The sequence below is a fragment of the Flavobacterium sp. NLM genome (assembly GCF_002210235.1).
In the GTDB taxonomy this organism is placed as follows: domain Bacteria; phylum Bacteroidota; class Bacteroidia; order Flavobacteriales; family Flavobacteriaceae; genus Flavobacterium; species Flavobacterium panici.
In genome coordinates, this window is sequence record NZ_LIAC01000004.1 from 116,624 (window position 1) to 137,154 (window position 20,531).

A 20,531-nucleotide genomic window follows, 5' to 3' on the forward strand; every position below is an offset into this window, starting at 1 on the left:
GTAAAATCTTTAATCAAAAGAAAAAACATGAAAAATAATTATCTATATCTTTTAAGTTTAGTATGCTTTTTCAATTTAAATGCACAGCAATATCCTTATAAAGATCCGTCGCTTAGTTCTAAAAAGCGTGCAGAAGATTTAATTTCCCGATTAACGCTCGAAGAAAAAGCAGCCTTAATGTGCGACCAAAGTGATGCGATACCCAGATTAGGAATCAAAAAGTTCAACTGGTGGAGCGAAGCCCTGCACGGTTATGCTAATAATGATAATGTTACCGTTTTTCCAGAACCCATTGGGATGGCAGCTTCGTTTGACGATCAATTGGTTTTTCGTGTATTTGATGCGGTTTCTGATGAAGCCCGTGCGAAATACAACCAATGGATTCAAAACGGAAATGAAAATAAACGCTTTTTAAGCCTTTCGGTATGGACGCCCAATGTCAATATTTTCAGAGACCCACGCTGGGGACGCGGACAGGAAACCTATGGAGAAGATCCGTATCTTACTTCAAGAATGGGAGTTTCGGTTGTAAAAGGACTTCAGGGACCAGCAGATGCAAAATACCGTAAGCTTTTGGCTTGTGCCAAACATTTTGCCGTTCATTCCGGCCCTGAATGGAGCAGACATGAATTGAACCTGAATAATGTAAATCCGCGTGAATTATACGAAACGTATCTTCCGGCATTTAAAGCTTTGGTTCAGGAAGCCGATGTTAGACAAGTAATGTGTGCCTATCAGCGTTTAGACGACGAACCTTGCTGCAGTAATACAAGACTTTTACAGCAAATTCTTCGCGACGATTGGGGATTTCAATATTTGGTAGTTTCAGATTGCGGCGCGGTTACAGATTTTTATACCACCCATAAAGTTTCATCAGATGATGTGCACGCCGCATCAAAAGCTGTATTGGCAGGAACTGATGTTGAATGTGTTTGGGATAAATACTCTTTTAAAAAATTATCCGAAGCCGTTGAAAAAGATTTAATTAAAGAAGAAGAAATCAATAAAAGCCTGCTTCGTGTTTTGATCGGTCGTTTTGATTTGGGCGAAATGGACGATGACTCGATTGTGCCCTGGACTAAAATTCCGGCAACGGTGCTTAACAGTAAAGAACATCAGCAGTTAGCTTTAGAAATGGCGCAAAAGTCAATGACGCTTTTACAAAATAAAAACAATATTCTTCCTTTAAATAAAGCCATAAATAAAGTGGCCGTTATTGGGCCAAATGCAGATAATGAACCTATGTTGTGGGGAAATTATAACGGAACACCCAATAAAACTATTACGATTAAAAACGGAATTGAAACAAAACTCACTGCAAATAAAGTCCTATATGATAAATCTTGTGATTTAGTCGAAGATAAAGTAACAGACACTTATTTTGATCAATTTTCATTTGAAGGAAAAAAAGGAATGAAAGCCACTTATTGGAACAATCCCAATAGAGAAGGGAATAGTGTTGTTTCGCAGCAAATTTTAAATCCTATAAAAATGACCACTGCAGGTCAGCATGAATTTGCTTCGGGAGTTAAACTAGAAGGATTTTCGGCAAAATATGAAACTGAATTTACGGCGAAAGAAACTGAAAATCTTGTTTTTAAAACCGGAGCTACCGGAGTTTTTGAATTATTTGTAGATGGAAAATCGATAGCAAAGTATACCAACTGGCGAACTGTTCCAGGCAAAATTCCGTTTGCAGTTGAAGCGGGAAAAAAATATAAAATCGAAATTCTTTTTGCCCAGTCAAACGATTGGCAGGCTAATTTAGAATTTGATTTTGGAAAAGAGTTTGATATCGATTTTCAAGGTTTAATTCAAAAACTAAAAGGTATTGATACCGTAATTTTTGCAGGTGGACTTTCGACTTTACTGGAAGGAGAAGAAATGCCGGTTTCGTTTCCCGGTTTTAAAGGCGGCGACCGAACCAATATTGAACTTCCTGCCGTACAGAGAAAATGTTTAAAAGAACTGAAAGCAGCTGGTAAAAAAGTAATTTTTGTAAACTGTTCAGGATCTGCCATTGCTTTAACGCCGGAAACAGAAAGCTGTGATGCAATTCTACAGGCTTGGTATCCGGGAGAATCGGGAGGTCAGGCTGTCGCCGATGTTCTTTTTGGAGATTATAATCCAGCGGGAAAACTTCCAGTTTCATTTTATAAAAATTCAGATAAATTAGGCGACTTCGAAAACTATTCTCTTAAAGGGCGTACGTATCGTTATACGACAGATGTTTTGTTTCCGTTTGGTTTTGGCTTAAGCTATTCTAAATTCGATATACAGGCAGGAAATCTAAGTAAGAACAAGATAAAATCTAATGAAGAAACGCAGCTAAAATTTTCAATAAAAAACACCAGTAAACGTGACGGAACAGAAATTGTTCAGGTTTATGTTCGAAAATTAAATGACGCAGACGGCCCATTAAAAACATTAAAATCTTTTAAAAGAATTGCATTAAAAGCAGGTGAAAAACAAAATGTAACGATCAATTTACCGTCTTCATCATTTGAGTTTTATGATGCTAAAACCAGAGCAATGAATATCGCTTCCGGAGAATACGAAGTTTATTATGGGAGCAGTTCTGATGCTAAAGATTTAAAAATGGTAAAATTGGTCGTTCAATAAACGAAACTCAATAAAAAAGTAATTAATCTAAACTGAGCTATGAGTTTTAAATATGTTATATGTTTATGTCTATTTAGTTTTTTAAACTTAAATGCACAATCGGTCGTAAAAAGCCCCGACGGAAAACTTAAAGTTTCTCTTTTTGTTTCTAACGGTCAGCCATTTTACAACCTTTCTTATAATGAAAAGACGTTTTTAGAAAAGTCACCGCTTGGTTTAAAAACCAATGTTGGGGATTTTACAACAGGATTAGTTTTAAAAACAGATCCAGTTCAAAATAAAATTGACGAAAGCTACCAGCTTCCTAATATCAAAAACAGTAATGTGCATTATGAAGCGAATGAAGCTGTTTTTTCTTTTACTAAAGAAAATAAAGCAACGATCGATATCATATTTAGGGTAAGCAATAACAATGCAGCTTTCAAATATAAAATATATCCGCAAAATGAAAGTCGTTCCTGCGTTGTAGAAGAAGAGGCTTCAGGTTTTCTTCTGCCAGAAAGCACAACAACATTTCTTTGTCCGCAAAGTAAACCAATGACCGGATTTGCCAGAACGATGCCTAGTTATGAAATGTCATATGTATTAGATGATTCTACGGGAAAAAACGGAATTGGCGAAGGCTACACATTTCCATGTCTTTTCAAAGTAAACAATAACGGCTGGATTTTACTATCAGAAACAGGCGTTGACAGCGGATATTGCGCCAGCAGATTAATAGGGCACGAAAAAGGATTATACAGCATTGGTTTTCCAATGACGGGAGAAAATAACGGAAACGGAACAACTTCGCCAGGCATACCGCTTGTGGGTGAAACGCCGTGGAGAACTATTACTGTTGGCGAAAATCTGGCTCCAATTGTAGAAACTACTATTCCTTTTGATTTGGTTAAACCAAAATACGAAGCCTCAAAAGAGTACCTATATACCAAAGGTTCATGGAGCTGGATTATGAAAATGGATGATAACACTACTTTTCCGGTACAAAAAGAATATATCGATTTTAGTACAGTAATGGGATATCAGACTATTTTAGTTGATGCGCTTTGGGACACTCAAATCGGAAAAGATAAAATTGCAGAACTGTCGAGATATGGTGCTGAAAAAGGTGTTGGTTTATACTTATGGTACAATTCAAATGGGTATTGGAACGATGCGCCGCAAGGACCAAGAGGAATGATGGACAATAGTATTATTCGTCGTAAGGAAATGGCGTGGTTAAAAAGCATCGATGTAAAAGGCATTAAAGTAGATTTCTTTGGAGGAGACAAACAAGTCACCATGAAGTTATACGAAGATATTTTAAAAGATGCTAATGATTTTGGTTTGATGGTTATTTTTCACGGCTGTACATTACCAAGAGGCTGGGAACGCATGTATCCCAATTTTGCCTCAAGCGAAGCGGTCTTAGCGAGTGAAAACCTGCATTTTGGACAAGCAAGCTGCGATAATGAAGCGATTAATGCCGCTACACATACTTTTATTCGAAATACAGTGGGAAGCATGGATTTTGGCGGAAGCGCTTTAAACCAATTTTACAATAGTGAAAACACGCCCAACAAAGGTTCAAAACGAATAACTTCAGATGTATTTGCTTTAGCGACAGCTGTACTTTTTCAAAGCGGCGTACAGCATTTTGCATTGGCACCAAACAATTTAAATGATGCTCCGGTCTGGGCAGTAAATTTTATGAAAGAAGTTCCAACGACTTGGGATGAAGTTCGTTTTTTAGTAGGATATCCGGGCAAATATGTAATTCTGGCCCGCCGAAAAGGACCGAAGTGGTATATAGCAGGAATAAACGCTCAAAAAGAAACATTGAGTTTAAAATTGAAACTCCCAATGATTGTTACCAATGCATCATTAACCTGTTATTTTGATGATGAAAAATTAAACGGAAAAGTAAAAACAATCAAACATAAAAGCAATCAGGAAGTTGAAATAAAGATTCCTTCTAATGGAGGAATGCTGCTGGTGAACTAATAAAAAACAAGCAGTCTTTTGCCTTTTGATCTTAAAAAGAAATAGTCTCAAAATTGTGTTTTATTAAACAATATACATTGAATTTTAATTTAATAATCATTTTATAATGTCTTCAAAAAAATGTTTTAGAGCCATTGCTATTTTGTTTTTTATAATCAACAGCTTGTTTTCTCAAAATACATTTGAAAACTATCAATTTCGTCTGGTAGATAGTGAGACTTCAAAAAGCGGTATTTATACCATTGCACAGGATCAATTTGGTGTTATGTGGATGGGAACAAATGGTGCAGGCTTGTATAAATATGATGGAATAAATTATGTGGGTTACGAGCAGGACTCCAAACGCAGCAATTCTATTAACAGCAATTTAATTTATACGGTTTATGTAGATACACAAAACCGCTTGTGGGCAGGAACAGATGAAGGATTGTGTCTTTACAACAGGAATTTGGATACTTTTGAGAATATCGACCTTAGAAAACCAAGCCAAAAAGAAACTGTAATTTCCGTAAGAAGCATTATTGAAGACAACAACGGTAATATCTTTTTAGGAACATTTAATAATGGTCTGCTGAAACTAAATGTAAAGTCAAGGAAAATTACAAGCCTTAAATTAGACACTCCAAATGCCGTAAATTATTTGATTCATTGTTTAGTAAAGGATAAAAAAGGAACTATTTATTTAGGAACTAATTCGGGTTTAAAAGTAGTTGACCCGCTAAAAAATGAAGTTAAAAAAGTAAAAATTGCCCAAAACAATGAATTACTGTCAGGGACAATTATCTCTATGTTTTTTGACAGCAAACAAAACTTATGGATTGGTAATGGATACAAAGGTCTGGTGAAAGCCAGTTTGTATTCTAAAGAAAAACAGGCTGTTACTTTTCCAATTACCAGAAAAAGAATTATGTCGATTGTGGCTGTAGATACTGAAACCATTCTTTGTGCAACAGAAAACGATGGATTAATTATTGTAAATAGTCAGGGTGTTATTCAAAAAAAATACGAAAACAGTAAGTTTAATAGCCGCAGTTTAGGCTCTAATTCTGTCTGGTCGTTATATGTAGACAAAGAAAAAAGAATCTGGCTGGGGTATTATAACAAAGGTTTAGGTGTTTTTGACAGAATAAACAATAAGGTAAAAGGAATTGAAAGTTTAGCCGGAAATACGCAGTCACTCCAAACCAATTGTGTTACCGGAATTGCCAAAGATCATGAAGGTCAGTTGTGGATTTCTATGGAAGGCGGAGGCGTAGATGTATACAATCCGGAAACCAAAAACTTTAAGCATATTACCAAATCAGAAACTCAATTTTATTCGGGATTAACGAATAATAACATTACTAAAGTTTTTATAGATAAAAAACAAAATGTCTGGCTGGCGAGCTGGAATGAGGGAATCTTTTTTTTGAAGAAAGGAAGCCGAAACTTTATTAATTACAACACAAAAAACACTCCTGATCTTGCTTCAGATAATATTATGAGTATTGGCGAAGATTCGAGAGGCGTAATATGGATAGGAACTTTTGCAAAAGGATTACATTATTTTACTCCTTCAGACGGTCGTTTTCATCATTGCAATCAGAAACCATTTTATGCCAACGGAATGGTGAATTTAGACATTAGAAAAGTAATGGTCGATTCTGATGATGCTGTTTGGGTTGGTTCAACAGCAGGTTTATACAAAGTAAGCACAAAGGATTTTGTTACTTTTTCTGTGACTTCTTTACGCGATAAAATGTCAGAAAAGCTCAAAAACCATAAAAGCATACACACTATTAATACTTTATATCAGGCCAAAAATAAAGAAATCTGGATTGGTACAGATGGTGCTGGATTATTTAGCTACAATAAAAAAACAGATGCTCTAAAATGGTATATAAATTTTAATGGGCTTCATGAAAAATCAATTTCCTCAATTATAGAATCAAATGACGGACGAATCTGGTTAAGCGGAAAAAAAGGAATCAGCAGACTGGATTTAAAAAGTAAAACAACAGTAAATTACTCGACTTACGACGGTTTGTTTGGAAATGATTTCAACAACAATTCGGTTCTAAAAGATGAAAACGGAATCCTGTATTTTGGAGGCTACGAAGGTTTGAACTATTTTAATCCTGAAAATCTGGTCAAAAGCAAAAAGCAGCTTCCTATTTATTTCACAGATCTGAAACTTTTTAATAAATCAGTAAAGCCGCTCGAAAAAAATTCACCGTTAATAAAAGTAATATCCGAAACAAAAAAGATAATTCTTAAACATGATCAGTCTGTATTTACAATTGATTTTATTGGTATAAATTATTCTTTTCCTGCCAAAAATGAATTTGCTTATTACTTAGAAGGTTTTGAAGATTCGTGGAATTATGTGGGCAGTAAAAGCTCTGCAACTTACACCAACTTAGCTCCCGGAAAGTATGTTTTTAAAGTTAAAGCATCTGAAAAAAACGGAGCCTGGAGCCAAAAGCCATTAGAATTAAAAATTGAAATTTTACCTCCGTGGTGGAAAACATCATTTGCTTATCTATTTTATTCGCTGTTAGTACTGGCGGCCATTTATTTCGGAAATCAATATTATCAAAATAGGTTCAAACAAAAGCAATTAATACAATTTGAACAGAAAAAAGCAGCTCAGATTGAAAAATTAAATGATAAAAAACTACAGTTTTTCACCAATATTTCGCATGAGTTTAGAACACCGCTTACTTTAATTTTAAATCCTTTAGCAGATATACTTAAGAACAATACACAGGAACTTTCGGACGGTGTTTTGAATAAACTGCAGACAATTCAAAAAAGTTCTGACAGACTTTCCAGATTAATCAACGAGCTGATGGATTTTAATCAGCTTCAGTTTAATAAAATGCCGCTCAAAGTACAGCAATTAGAGGTAGTGGGTTTTACAAAAGAAATTGTAAGCTATTTTGATGAAGAAGCGCAAAGCCGCGGAATTGAGCTGCAATTTCAATCAGATAAAAAAGCATTAAACGATTGGGTAGATCCTAAAATGTTTGAAAAAATTATTTTTAATGTAATTTCAAATGCTTTTAAGGTTACTCCGGATAACGGAAAAATAGCAGTAAAAGTAATAATTGACGAGGAATTAATTTATTTTCCATTATTACAGCCTGCTTACAGTAATCCTTCTTTTTCGATTATTATTAAAGATACCGGTGCGGGATTGGATAAAAAAGATATTAAGCGAATTTTTGACCGTTTTTATCAGGTAAACAATTTAAATAAAGCATATTACGGAAGCACAGGAATAGGTTTGGAAGTAGTTCGCGGATTTGTAGAACTGCACAAAGGAGTTATTGAAGTAGAAAGTGCATTGGGAGCGGGAACCACTTTTAAATTAATATTTCCGATTGGAAAAGATTTCTTCAATGAAAATGAAATATTGCAGGAAGAATTTAAAAAAGAGAAAAAAATAAGTTTCACACCAACCATCGAAAAAGAAACCGTTCAATCACCAGATGATCAGGAACAAAAAGATCGTGTTTACACTATTTTGATTGTTGAAGATAATGTAGAATTACGGAATTATTTAAAAAATGAGCTCAAGAAAGAGTATAAAGTAATCACGGCAGAAAATGGTCAGATTGGTTTAGAAGCAGCGTTGCAAAAACAGCCCGATTTGATTTTGACAGATGTGATTATGCCTGTTATGAATGGTTTAGAATTGTGCAAAAACATTAAAGCCGATTTAAAAACCAGTCATATTCCGTTAATGATGCTGTCTGCAAAAGCACTGGTCAAAGATAAATTAGAAGGAATAGATTCCGGTGCCGATATGTATTTAAGCAAACCATTTGACATGGATATTTTAAGGTCCAGTTTAGTGCAGTTGCTTAAAAGCAGGCAGATTATGTTTAATAAATTCTATAACGGGATTACTCCAAAAGCAAAAGAAAAAACGACCACACTGGATAATGAATTCATAAAAAGTGTACTGAATTACATTAATGAAAACATCAATGAATATGAATTGAGTGTTGAGGTTTTAGCATCAAAAGTATTTTTAAGCAGAAGCCAGTTGTATCGAAAAATTAAAACCTTAACCGGTGTTTCGGTAAATGAATTTATACGAAATGTTCGTTTAGAAAAAGCCAAAGAATTGATAGAACTGGGCAATGACAATATAACTGAAATTAGTATTAAAACGGGTTTTAGTTCTCCTTCTTATTTTACAAAATGTTATAAAGAAAAATACGGGCAGCTGCCTACGCACAGCAAATAATTTATTGATTTTGAATTCCACTTAAAGACGGTTTATACCGTCTTTTTTTTGTTTTAATAATTAAAAATCAAAGTAATAAACAGTAAAAGTCATTTTTAGAAATTATGAAATAATTGTAATTAAAGCCTTTTTTTATTTCATGCTTAAAAAAGGAATAACATAATTATTAAAATCCTATTTCTGTTTTATTCGATAAATCGCTCAAAAACCGTCAATATGGCTGTTTCTGTAGTTTTCATGCTACAAAATTGATAGTTTTTGCATCATTTTTAATAGACAAAATTTAGGCTAACCTTATATTTTTGGATGTAAGAAAAATTAAATAACCCAGGAAAACAAGTATTAACCTTTTTAAAAATTACAGTATGAATTGAAAACCAAATTATGTATTGAATCCTTATTTGTATTAAAATTTAAGAGCTATAAAAACCACTTTTAAGTTTTAGAATAAGCATTACAATAACTAAAACTTTACAACCAAATAACTATTTAAACTAATCAAAAAACCAATTGAAATGATGTTAAAATTGAAATATGCAATAATCACATTGCTGATAATCAGCAGTCATAATATGATGGCACAGTCAAAGACCATACAAGGGGTAGTTACAGATCCCTCGGGGTTTCCTTTACCGGGTGCCGGTGTTAACGTAGAAGGCTCACAAAACAGTGCCGCTACAGATTTTGACGGGAAGTATACTTTAAAAGGTGTGAACCCTACAGACAAAATTACATTTTCGTTTGTTGGCCTAATTTCACAAACGATCACTGTAGGTACCAGAAATACTATTGATGTTACCTTAGCGTTATCCACACAAAGCTTAAATGAAGTTATTGTAGGTTACGGAACTCAAAAGAGAACCAAGGTAACCGGAGCAATTTCAACAGTAGGTTCAAAAGATATTGCCGCAGTTCCTATTACAAATGCAGAGTCAGCTTTACAAGGTAGAGCCGCGGGTGTTACTGTTGTAAATGGTGCTCCGGGTTCTAATCCTACGGTTACTATTCGTGGTTTGGCTACAATGGGAAACAGTGCTCCGTTATATGTAATTGATGGAGTTTTGACCAGTAACTTATCTGGACTGAGCCCTAATGATATTGAATCGATGTCTGTTTTAAAAGATGCTTCAACAACAGCTTTATACGGTTCAAAAGCTTTTAACGGAGTAATTATGGTTACTACTAAAAAAGGTAAAAAAGGACCTGGGCAGTTGAATTTTAGCACTTATGCGGGTTTTCAGACTATTACAAAAAGATATGATGTTTTAAATACGCAGCAATATCTGCAGTATGCTAAAGATTTAGGAAGTGATTTAACAGCAAGAGCTGCTGAATTTGGCAATACCAATACCAACTGGCAGGATCAGATTTTTCAAAGCGGTGTAATGCAGGATTATAATTTGAGTTTTTCAAATGGTACAGAAACTTCTACAGCCCGCTATTCTGCTGAATATTTGAAACAGGAAGGAGCTGTTATTAATACTGGTTTTGAACGTTATTCGTTTAGAGCTAATAATACGCAGGATATTGGCAGACTTAAGGTAGGAAGCAATATGGGAATATCTTTTAGTAAAATCAATCCGGAGCGTAACTCAGGAGGAAGAACATTATTAGAGCATGCTATTAAAATGGCGCCTTATTTACCGGTTTATAACGGAGCAAATTTAGGAGGCTATCAAGGCCCAAGCGCAATTGATGGTAATGATGCCGAAAATCCTGTTCGTGTAGCTAATTTAGGATATCAAAAAATTAATAATTTATCTATAATAGGAAATATCTACGCTGAATTAGAAATTTACAAAGGCCTGAAATTTAAATCACAAGTTTCATTAGATTACTTTACAAGCAAGGATCATACCTTTATTCCTAGTTTTAATGATGGTTCTTATCATAAACAAGCATTTTCAACAACCAATGAAACAAATACCCAAGGTCAAAATATTGTTTTTGATAATAGTTTAACTTATAAAACTACTATCGCTGCAAAGCATAATATTGAGGTATTAGGAGTTATCACTAAAATTGACGGAAAAGGGCAGAATTTAGCAGCAGGAAGCCGTTACTATATTTCAAACGAAATTGATCAGCTGAGATACAATGAAGGAAGTTTGAGTTCAGGAAATTTTGAAGAAAAAAATATTGGATATATCGCCCGTATCAATTACGATTACGATGATAAATATATACTTGCGGTTTCTGGGCGTAGAGATGCTTCATCTCGTTTTGGAGCGAATAACCGCTGGGGTAATTTTTACTCATTTGCTTTGGGCTGGAATATAGCCAAAGAAAGTTTTATGGCAGATTCTGTTTTTAGTACACTAAAACTCAGAGCAAGTACAGGAACAACAGGAAATGACAGAATAGACAATTATCAATACGCAGCGACATTACTTGCTGATTATAATTATCCAATTAACGGAGGAAATGCACCCGGTGTTTCTCTTGGAGTTGCTTCTAATCCTGACTTGAAATGGGAGTCTAAAAAAGATAGAAACATTGGTTTAGATTTTGGTTTGTTTGATGAAAAATTCACTGGATCTTTTGAATATTTTAATAATAAAAGCAGTGATATTCTTTTTGCAGTTCCGTTAGCGGCCTCTGTAGGATCTGCCGGTGGTGGAACTCAAATTCAAAATATTGCGGATGTAAAGGTATCAGGATATGAAATTTCATTAGGTTACAATGACAGAAAAGGAGATTTTACATGGTCTGCCGTAGCTAATTTAGGAACAAGTAAAAACGAAGTAACAAGTTTAGCGCCGGGAGTAACAAGTGTATTAGGCGGTCCAACTGCAAGAGCAGGTTTGGAAAACTTTTCAAGACTGGAAGTAGGTCAGCCGTTATTTTACTTTTATGGTTACCAAACAAATGGAATTTATCAAAATCAGGCAGAAGTAGACGCCGTTTTTGGTCCGGGTCAAACTAATATTAAACCGGGAGATATTCGAATTGTTGACCGTGATGGAAATAAAATAATCAATTCAAATGATAAAACTAATATTGGAAATCCATATCCTGATTTTACTTATGGTTTAAACCTTACGGCAGCTTATAAAAATTTTGATTTCAACTGCTTCATAACTGGAGTTCAGGGAAATGATATTTACAACGCCAATAAATTTGATTTAACAGGAATGAACCGTTTGTTTAATGCCAGTACAGAAGTTTTAGACAGAGCAATTGTTGTAAATGGTGTTGTAACCAATCCATCGGCTACTTTACCTAGAGCGCAGGGAGCAGATATCAACTGGTCTTCGGCCAACCAGCGCTATATTGAAGATGGTTCTTATACAAGATTAAAAAATATCACTTTAGGATATACCTTATCAGGAGAAACATTTGACAGCCATTTTTCAAATATTAGATTCTACATAAGTGGTCAAAACCTTATTACGATTACAAATTATTCTGGGTTAGATCCTGAAATTGCACGTGCAGATACCAATGCAAATTCTGCAGGTATCGACTTAGGAAGATATCCACAGCCTAAATCAGTAATTTTTGGACTTGATGTTAAATTTTAATATATAAGATGATGAAAAAAATAAAACATATAGTTGCAGCATTGTTGGGAGTTTTCGCAATAAATTCATGTGACACTTCGGAATTAGAATTAACTAATCCAAACACATTATCTCCCGACACGTTCTTTAAAACCGAAGCGCAGGTAGAATCTGCTGTAAATGCAGCTTATGCAAATTTACAGACAAGAGGATTGTATGCCCGAAATCTTGCTTTTGCCATGGATCTTATGGCGCAGGATGCAGCAGGAAATCCGCAGTTAGAAGGTAATAAAAAACCTTTTCAGGATTTTTCGTTTAATGCAGGAAATGACATTATTCAGTATTACTGGGAATCTTGTTTCTTAGGAATATCCAGAGCTAATTTTGTATTAGATAATGAAGGTAAGATTAATGATTTACCAACTTCAGTTTTATCACAAGCGAAGAAAAATAAATTTTTAGGAGAAGCACATTTTTTAAGAGCTTATTATTATTTTCTTTTAGTGAATCGTTTTGGGGATGTGCCCATTTATAAAACCGGAACTATTACAGGCGCCGCAAGAAGTCCTAAAGCAGAAGCTTTTGATTTGATCAGGGCAGATTTAGAATTTGCCTCTCAAAATTTACTGCCTAGAGGTACAGAAGTTGTAGGTAGAGTGACTAAAGAAGCGGCTTATGCTTATTTAGGGAAAGTATTATTATACGAAAAGAAATACGATCTGGCTTTGGCTGCCCTTAATAACGTTACAGGATTCAGTCTTGAAGATAAAGGCAGTTTTTACAACAACTTCATGGAAGAAACGGAGCATGGTAAAGAATCTGTTTTTGAGATTGAATTTAATGAAAACAACGGAACTGGGAACAAATGGGATGATGCAGGAAACAGCGGCGGAACTGGTTTTGCCGAGTCAACGTTGAGAGGACAGGAATATGGTAATTTAAGCTGGTACAATGTATATCCGCCAGATGCACTTTTAAATTCCTATGAAGCAGGGGATTTACGTTTTGGAGATACTTTTTATGTACCGGGTTCTAAATATTTAAACGGAACACGTACCATGACAGCGCAAAACTTTAATACATCTGCAGGTATTAGAAATGCAGGCTGGAAAAAATACCAGAACTATTATAAAAAAGAAGATGAGGCTACACAATCCAGTATTAACTTTAAAGTTATGCGTTATGCAGATGTACTGCTTATGAAAGCCGAATGTGAAAACCAAAGAGACGGAGGTTCACAAACAGCAGCCATAGCCTTTATAAAACAAGTTAGAGATCGTGCAGGTTTAACAACTAATATTACGCCTACAAAAGAAGCTGTTTTCGCTGCAATTGTTCATGAACGTAAAGTAGAATTTGCAGGAGAACAAAGCCGTTTTGACGATATTATGAGATGGGGAAATGCCAGTACAGAATTAGCAAACACTGGTTTTCAGGCAGGTAAAAATGAATTATGGCCAATCCCTAACAGAGAAACATCTTCTAATCCCAATATAAAACCAAGTGATAATAATCCTGGGTACTAAATGATTAAATTATGTTAGTTTGAGTTAAGTAAGTTAGTATTTTTGATAAACAGTGCACTTGTAATGCACTGTTTATTTTTTTGTTAAAGACAGAATTAATTTTAGATTTCAGATTTTAGGTCTAAAGTTTTAAGTTTCAAGTTTCAGGTTGAACTGAGGATATTTTAACGCAAAGTTCGCAAAGGTTTTTACGCAAAGGACGCTAAGTTTTTTTGATAAGCTAGGTTTTTATAAAACCAAAGTTCGCAAAGCTTTATGTTGATACATCTTTGCGAACTTTGTATTTTTATAAAAACCTTATATGCAGAAAAATCTTTGTGTGCTTTGCGTTAAATAAAAAGTTTCAGGTTGAACTGAGGATATTTTAACGCAAAGTTCGCAAGGCTTTTTTATCGTGTGCAACTATTAGATTTAAAAAGTTCGCAAAGCTTTGTGTTGATCCAGCTTTGCGAACTTTGTATTTTTATAAAACCTTATATGCAGAAAAATCTTTGTGTGCTTTGCGTTAAATAAAAAAGTTTCAGGTTTCAAAATCAACAATCAACAATCAACAATCTGCAATCTAAAATCAACAATCTGCAATCTAAAATCAACAATCTGCAATCTGCAATCTAAAATCTACAATCTACAATCTACAATCTATATTCTTCTTTCTTTCAAATCTGTTTCAATTTGAATTTCCATTTTTTTATCTATTACATTAAAGCATAATAAAATGGCACTTATAATAAATATAAAGCCCGGATAAATACTTATTGAAAGTTTAATCCCTTCAACAGCAGCCGGAACCTGATTGACTTCTTCGGCTATATAACCATACTTTGATAAAAAAGCGGCACCTAAAGCACTGCCAATACTTATTCCAATTTTTAATCCAAAAATCATTGCCGAAAAAACAGTAGCAGTAGCTCTTCGGTTGTTTTTCCATTCGCTGTAATCAGCCACATCAGCAATCATTGCCCACAATAAAGGAATTGTTACTCCGTAGATAAATCCATGCAATAATTGGGTCAAAAAAACCATTGCAATAGCGGTTCTGCTATAAAAATTAAAAAGCAGTAAACTCAAAGCAGATAAGAAAATGAAAGCGATATAAATATTTCTTTTCCCAAATGAATCTGCAAGAGATTTTGAAAACAGGATCCCGAATATCATAAAAATAATCCCTCCGCCATTAAAAAGGCTAAAAGCAGAAGTTGGAGCGTCTTTAGGCCATTGAAGATCTACAAATCCCATTGCTGTTAAGGAATTATTTACTCTTTCAATTAAAGCTGTAAAACCAATATCATTCAAAAAAAGAGTCTGAGCAGCAGGATCTAAGTAATATTTAAAGTAAAAAACATACATACCGCCCTTTAAAGACAAAGTTATAAATACCAAAATAGTAACTAGTAATATAACCAGCCAGGGTCCATTTTTACACAAATCAATAAAATCCTGCTTCACAGATGATTCCTGGTTTTTTGCAGGAATGATTCTTTCTTTGGTAGTAAAAAAAGTAATCAGAAAACAAATTACTCCAATAAAAGCAAATAGTATCATGGTGTTTTTAAAACCAACTGCTTTATCTCCATTTCCTAAAATTAAAACGAATGGCAATAAAAGCGACTGTACAATAAATTGAGCTATCATAACAGCAACAAAGCGATAGGAGGAAAGACTGTTTCGTTCTTTCATATCACCAGTTAAAACGCCGCTTAAAGCAACATACGGTAAGTTATTTGCGGAATAAAGTAGCACTAAAAAAAAGTAAGTCAGTAATGCATAAGTTGTTTTACCCGTTAATCCAAAATCCGGAGTTAAAAAAGAAAGCACAGCAGCAATCCCAAAAGGCAAGGCCGTCCATAATATCCAAGGCCTAAACTTTCCCCATCGCGTTTGAGTGCGGTCAGCAATAACGCCCATAATGATATTAAAAAAAGCACCAATAAAACCTCCTGTAAAAATAATAACGCTTGCAGTTCCGGCAGGAATTTTATATACATCTGTGTAAAAGAAAGCTAAAAAAGTCAGCAGAGTCTGAAAAATCAAATTCGCTGCAAAATCACCTAAACCGTAACCTGTTTTTTCTAGTATAGAAAGCTTTTGGGATGTATTACTCATAAATATTCAAGGATTGCTTTTACAGGTTTATATCCTGTTATATTAATTGCAAATTAATTTTTAGGTGCATTGCTATCAAAAAAATAACACTTCATTTTGCTCTATCTGACATGGAATGTTTAATGTAAAAATAGCTTGAAAGTTGAAAAAATGTGTATCATTTTTGAAGCCTATATTAACATATTTGAAGCATGAGTTTGTTTTTTGTAAATCTATTAAATGATTAATTATTAACACAACCAGTTGTTTTTTTATATTCTATATTATGACATATACTTGATTTTTATGTCTTTTAATTATTGATATTATTTTCACACAACCAGTTGTGTATTTGTTGTTTTTGTGTATATTTAAATTATTATAAAAGACTAATAAATAAACCTAGAAAATATGACTGTATATCAGATTATTACAAATGAATATTTGCTTAAAATCCGACTTTTTATTATCGTTTTTGCCTTTATTCCGGCTTTTATCATTAGTCAAAACAAAAACAAGGCAGATAAACCTCAATACCGTAATCTTTTTGCAGCAGCAGGTTATAGTCAAATTGATATTGATAATAAATTAGCAAAAGCATATTATGATGTTTTTGAAGGGCCAAATAAGGTATATTTTGAAGAAGGAGATTCGTTAGGATATGTTTCTGATGTAAAAAATAAAGATGCCCGTACCGAAGGAATGTCATACGGAATGATGGTTGCTGTTCAGCTCAACAAAAAAGAAGTTTTTGATCGTCTCTGGCGCTGGTCTGTCAAATACATGCAGCATCAGGACGGACCAAGAGAAGCTTATTTTGCATGGAGTGTAGATCCGCAGACCAAAAAACAAAATTCTCCCGGTTCTGCTTCAGATGGGGAATTATATTATATAACAAGTCTGCTCTTTGCTTCAAATAAATGGGGCAATGATACAGGAATAAATTATTACAAAGAAGCCAGAAGAATATTAGATGCCATGTGGAAAAAAGACGGTACAGGGAATATCTATAATATTATAAATACCGAACATAAGCAGATTTCCTTTGTGCCAGAAGGAGGTGGCTACAATTGGACAGATCCTTCTTATCATGTTCCTGCATTTTATGAAATCTGGGCATTATATGCCAAAGACGGTCATGAACAGTTTTATAAAGAATGTGCCGATGTTTCGCGTAATTTTTTACATAAAGCCTGCCATCCTGTAACAGGTCTAAATTCAGATTATACCGAATTTAATGGAGAGCCACATCCAACGCCCTGGATGCCGCCCGGATTCCGTTATGATTCCTGGCGTGTTCCTATGAATATCGCAATGGATTATACGTGGTATGGAAAAGATAAAAAATGGCAGGAAGATTATGCCAAGCGATTTCAAAATTTCCTGAGATCAAAAGGATTAGACACTTATGAAGATCAGTTTAATTTGGATGGTTCTACTCCTGACTTTATTCTTCAGGCAGGTTCGGTAAAAAAACTCAGACATTCAATTGGGTTAGTAGCCACTGCAGCTACGGCATCATTAGTAAATAAAGATAAAGAAAGTATGGATTTTGTTCACGCGGTCTGGAATGCTAAACTGGAGCCTTATGAAGATGGTTATTTTGATCCTTATTATGATGGGCTGATGTATCTTTTTAGTCTAATGCATCTTAGTGGAAAATATCAAATAATAACTCCGGAAGTAAAATAGCATTTTAATCCAGATCTACTTTTGAACTTTCTTTTATGTATATACGGAGTAACAACACAAACGCTGTTACTCCTTATATATATAATCAATTTGTTAGTGCAACATATTGATAAAGCATCATTGGATTTTCTGCTTCAGTAATTAAGAATTGGGCAACATCGGCTCTTGAAATCTTCCCAACTTTCATTCCTTTTTGAAGTCCTGATATTGCCTTATAAGTTGATTGTGCATCTCCGTTGGTAAGCATTCCAGGTCTTATGATTTCCCATTTCATAGTACTTTTAGTGATTATTTCTTCCATTATAGTTTTATTGATATATTGGTCTTTAAGAAATAGCGAAATCACCGTTCGCATAAAAAAGCTCAAATAATTTTTACTTTCTCCCGCTCCAAAACCTGTAATTACCAAAACTGGCGAAGAGAATTTTAAATCATCAGTAACTTTAACCAATGCATTGGCAATATCAGAAAATAAGGTAGTTGCTTTTTTATTTTTTGTTCCAACGGTTATAAGTACCGCATCAGATCCAGTTATGGCATGTTTTAAATCTATTAAAGATGTTGCGCTGCCATTTATTTTGATAAGATTGGGATGATTTGGAATCTGATCAGTATTTGTTGATAATGCCGTTACAATGTGGCCTTTTTTAAGAGCCAGTATGACCGATTCAATTCCAATTCCTGCTCCAGCTCCTATAATTGCTATATTCATTTTAGTTAGTTGATTTAATTTGCAGATATTTTTCAGTAATACTTTTTTGTGCCACGAGCAGGCTTTCGCTTCCCCATTTCCATGGAGTTCCTGTCGTTGTTAGGATTTCGGCACCAGCTTCTTTGGCAATAAGCAATCCTGCAATCCAGTTATAAGTGTCGAGATCTTCCTGAACAAACAAATCAATCCTGCCTGCACCAACATAAGCCAATTGCAATCCGTGTGGTCCGTAATTTCTAACAATTCCAAAATTCTGAATCAAATTAGTGACCGTAGTACCTATTTTTTTATTTAAATCATTATTTGATTTGTCCTGATGTCCATACTCAAAAACAGCAAGCATAACAGATTGATCTGTCTTGTTACTAAGTTCGAGTAATTTGCCATTCATAAATGCGCCTTCACCATCTTTTGCCCAAAACATTTCATTAGCCAATGGATCAAAAATTACAGAAAACAGCGGTTTTCCATGACGAATAAGCGCCAAATTTATTGTCCATCCTGCAATATGCTGAAGATATTGTATAGCACCATCCATGGCATCGCAAAGCCAGTACTCTTCATCGCCTGATGGATTTCTTTGTGAATCAGTATCAAACTCGTCGCCTATGTGCCAGGGAATATTTGGATACTGTAGCGCTAAATCTTCTTTTAAAGAACTCAGACACAAAGTATCGATATCTTCTAATTGTTTTAAAAGCTCATCCATAGTTTGTGGAATCGCATTTTGCTTATAGTTTTTTAAAAAGACGTTTCCCACTTTTCGTACTGCATCTAGTATGATTGGGATATTGATTTCGTTTTGCATATCATTATAAATTAATTACAATGCAAAATTAATTAGAGGATGATCTTTAATGTAGTTTGAATGAAGGGAAGGATAGTCCTAAACACGGAATTTTTTCCTAAATTCAAGAGGAGTAAGGCTGGTTAACTTTTTAAAAAGTTTTCCAAAATAAACAGGCTCGTCATAACCAACCTGATAAGCAATTTCTTTTACGCTGCTGTCTGTAAAGTAAAGCAGTCTTTTGGCTTCCATTATTGATGCTTCTTGAATATGAGCCGAAACCGGACTTCCTGTTAATGATTTTACAGTATCATTTAAATGCGCAGCCGAAATAGAGAGAGCCGAAGCATACTGCGTAGGCTGTTTCCAGGTTTTATAATGTTCTTTTGTTAGCTTTATAAAAGCTTCCTTAATGATAATACTGCGACTTTCTTTAGATTTATTAAGAGGTAAATTAGAAACGAGTTCCCCAGAAATTAAATTTAAAAGCGCATTTAATAAAGAATGAATACTTTTTTGAATGTAGGTATTTGTATTTTTAGACTGCACTTTTTCAATTAAATCCATTAGGATTGTAAGCTGTTGAAAAAAGGGAGATTCTTCTCGTAATAAAAATGGATTATTGATTTTATTCTCTAGTAGCTGCAGGAGCTCTTTATTAACCAGTGATGAATCAAAACTAACCATCCATCCTTTTGGGTCTTTTACCGTTATAATATGATGTACTTCTTCAGGAAAGATACAAAGTAAGGCAGGTCCGGTAAATTCTATAATTTCAAAATCAATATTTAATTTAAACTTTCCGTTTAAAGCAAACATTAATTGGCAATGATCATCCCGATGAGGTTTAGAGATGTCGTGATTCTCTATCTCTTTATCCTCCATATTAACAATAATAATTCCTGCTCTTGCAGAAGGTGGAAGTTCAAATTGTTGGATATTTTGGTTTTGATTTTTCAAGCTTATAATAGTATCATTTATGCTGCTTGCAAAAATAGAGATTAAAAATGTCAAATGTTTCAGATTTCATTCCTAAACAAATTAAAAAAGGCTGACAAGTCTCTCTTAAAACAGAATATTTGTTATGAAATGTGTAGAAATATGATTTTTATAAATATTGTTTTTGCTGAAAAATATTAAAAATAGGAAAAATCTTAAAATATAAAATAAAAAGTTTTGATGCAAACTTAATATTATCAGATAGTTAAGAAAAAGTTGCTGAAATATTTAAAAAAAAAGCGATAAAAAGTATTGTAAATGCTGATAAACTCACTACTTTTGCACCCGCTTTGAAACACAAGCGAAGTTAAAAAGAAATACACGTTCGTAGACATATTGAATTGACAGCCGTTCCGATGCAAATCGGAACAAAAGAATAAGAGTAATA

At 34.1% G+C, this 20,531-nt stretch carries 10 protein-coding genes; 6 read left to right on the plus strand and 4 right to left on the minus strand.

Annotated features, from left to right (window positions below):
- Positions 1-27 precede the first annotated feature (27 nt).
- The 5 genes from xyl3A to APR43_RS05900 all read left to right on the plus strand — a co-directional run bounded on the left by xyl3A (position 28) and on the right by APR43_RS05900 (position 13,871).
- Positions 28-2,622: a xylan 1,4-beta-xylosidase gene (gene xyl3A, locus APR43_RS05880; protein ID WP_053470726.1), complete on the plus strand. Its 2,595-nt coding sequence runs from the start codon at positions 28-30 to the stop codon at positions 2,620-2,622.
- 39 nt (positions 2,623-2,661) lie between these two features.
- The gene (locus APR43_RS05885) at positions 2,662-4,605 is read left to right on the plus strand and encodes a glycoside hydrolase family 97 protein (protein WP_053470727.1); all 1,944 of its coding nucleotides are present in this window, start codon (positions 2,662-2,664) and stop codon (positions 4,603-4,605) included.
- Positions 4,606-4,711: 106 nt separating this feature from the next.
- Positions 4,712-8,842 carry a two-component regulator propeller domain-containing protein gene (locus APR43_RS05890; RefSeq protein WP_053470728.1) on the plus strand — a complete coding sequence of 1,377 codons (4,131 nt, stop codon included), beginning with the start codon at positions 4,712-4,714 and terminating at the stop codon, positions 8,840-8,842.
- A 515-nt stretch (positions 8,843-9,357) separates the two neighbouring features.
- Complete coding sequence (locus APR43_RS05895) at positions 9,358-12,366, plus strand: SusC/RagA family TonB-linked outer membrane protein (RefSeq protein WP_053470729.1); 3,009 nt, start codon at positions 9,358-9,360, stop codon at positions 12,364-12,366.
- Between the two features lie 8 nt (positions 12,367-12,374).
- Complete coding sequence (locus tag APR43_RS05900) at positions 12,375-13,871, plus strand: RagB/SusD family nutrient uptake outer membrane protein (protein ID WP_053470730.1); 1,497 nt, start codon at positions 12,375-12,377, stop codon at positions 13,869-13,871.
- A 639-nt stretch (positions 13,872-14,510) separates the two neighbouring features.
- Here the strand turns inward: APR43_RS05900 and APR43_RS05905 are convergent.
- Positions 14,511-15,974 carry an MFS transporter gene (locus tag APR43_RS05905; RefSeq protein WP_053470731.1) on the minus strand — a complete coding sequence of 488 codons (1,464 nt, stop codon included), beginning with the start codon at positions 15,972-15,974 and terminating at the stop codon, positions 14,511-14,513.
- Between the two features lie 390 nt (positions 15,975-16,364).
- Here APR43_RS05905 and APR43_RS05910 point away from each other — a divergent pair, with 390 nt between their 5' ends.
- Entirely contained in the window at positions 16,365-17,645 is a 1,281-nt protein-coding gene (locus APR43_RS05910) for a glycosyl hydrolase family 8 (RefSeq protein WP_053470732.1), read from the plus strand.
- 85 nt (positions 17,646-17,730) lie between these two features.
- Here the strand turns inward: APR43_RS05910 and APR43_RS05915 are convergent, their stop codons facing one another.
- From APR43_RS05915 to APR43_RS05925, 3 genes are all read right to left on the minus strand, one after another.
- Positions 17,731-18,357, minus strand: a complete 627-nt coding sequence (locus tag APR43_RS05915; RefSeq protein WP_053470733.1) for an NAD(P)-dependent oxidoreductase — start codon at positions 18,355-18,357, stop codon at positions 17,731-17,733.
- Between the two features lies 1 nt (position 18,358).
- A complete protein-coding gene (locus tag APR43_RS05920; protein ID WP_053470734.1) occupies positions 18,359-19,165 on the minus strand; it encodes an inositol monophosphatase family protein in 807 nt (268 codons plus the stop codon).
- Positions 19,166-19,243: 78 nt separating this feature from the next.
- On the minus strand, positions 19,244-20,158 hold the full coding sequence (locus tag APR43_RS05925) for an AraC family transcriptional regulator (protein WP_123924599.1): 915 nt from the start codon (positions 20,156-20,158) through the stop codon (positions 19,244-19,246).
- Positions 20,159-20,531: the final 373 nt, after the last annotated feature.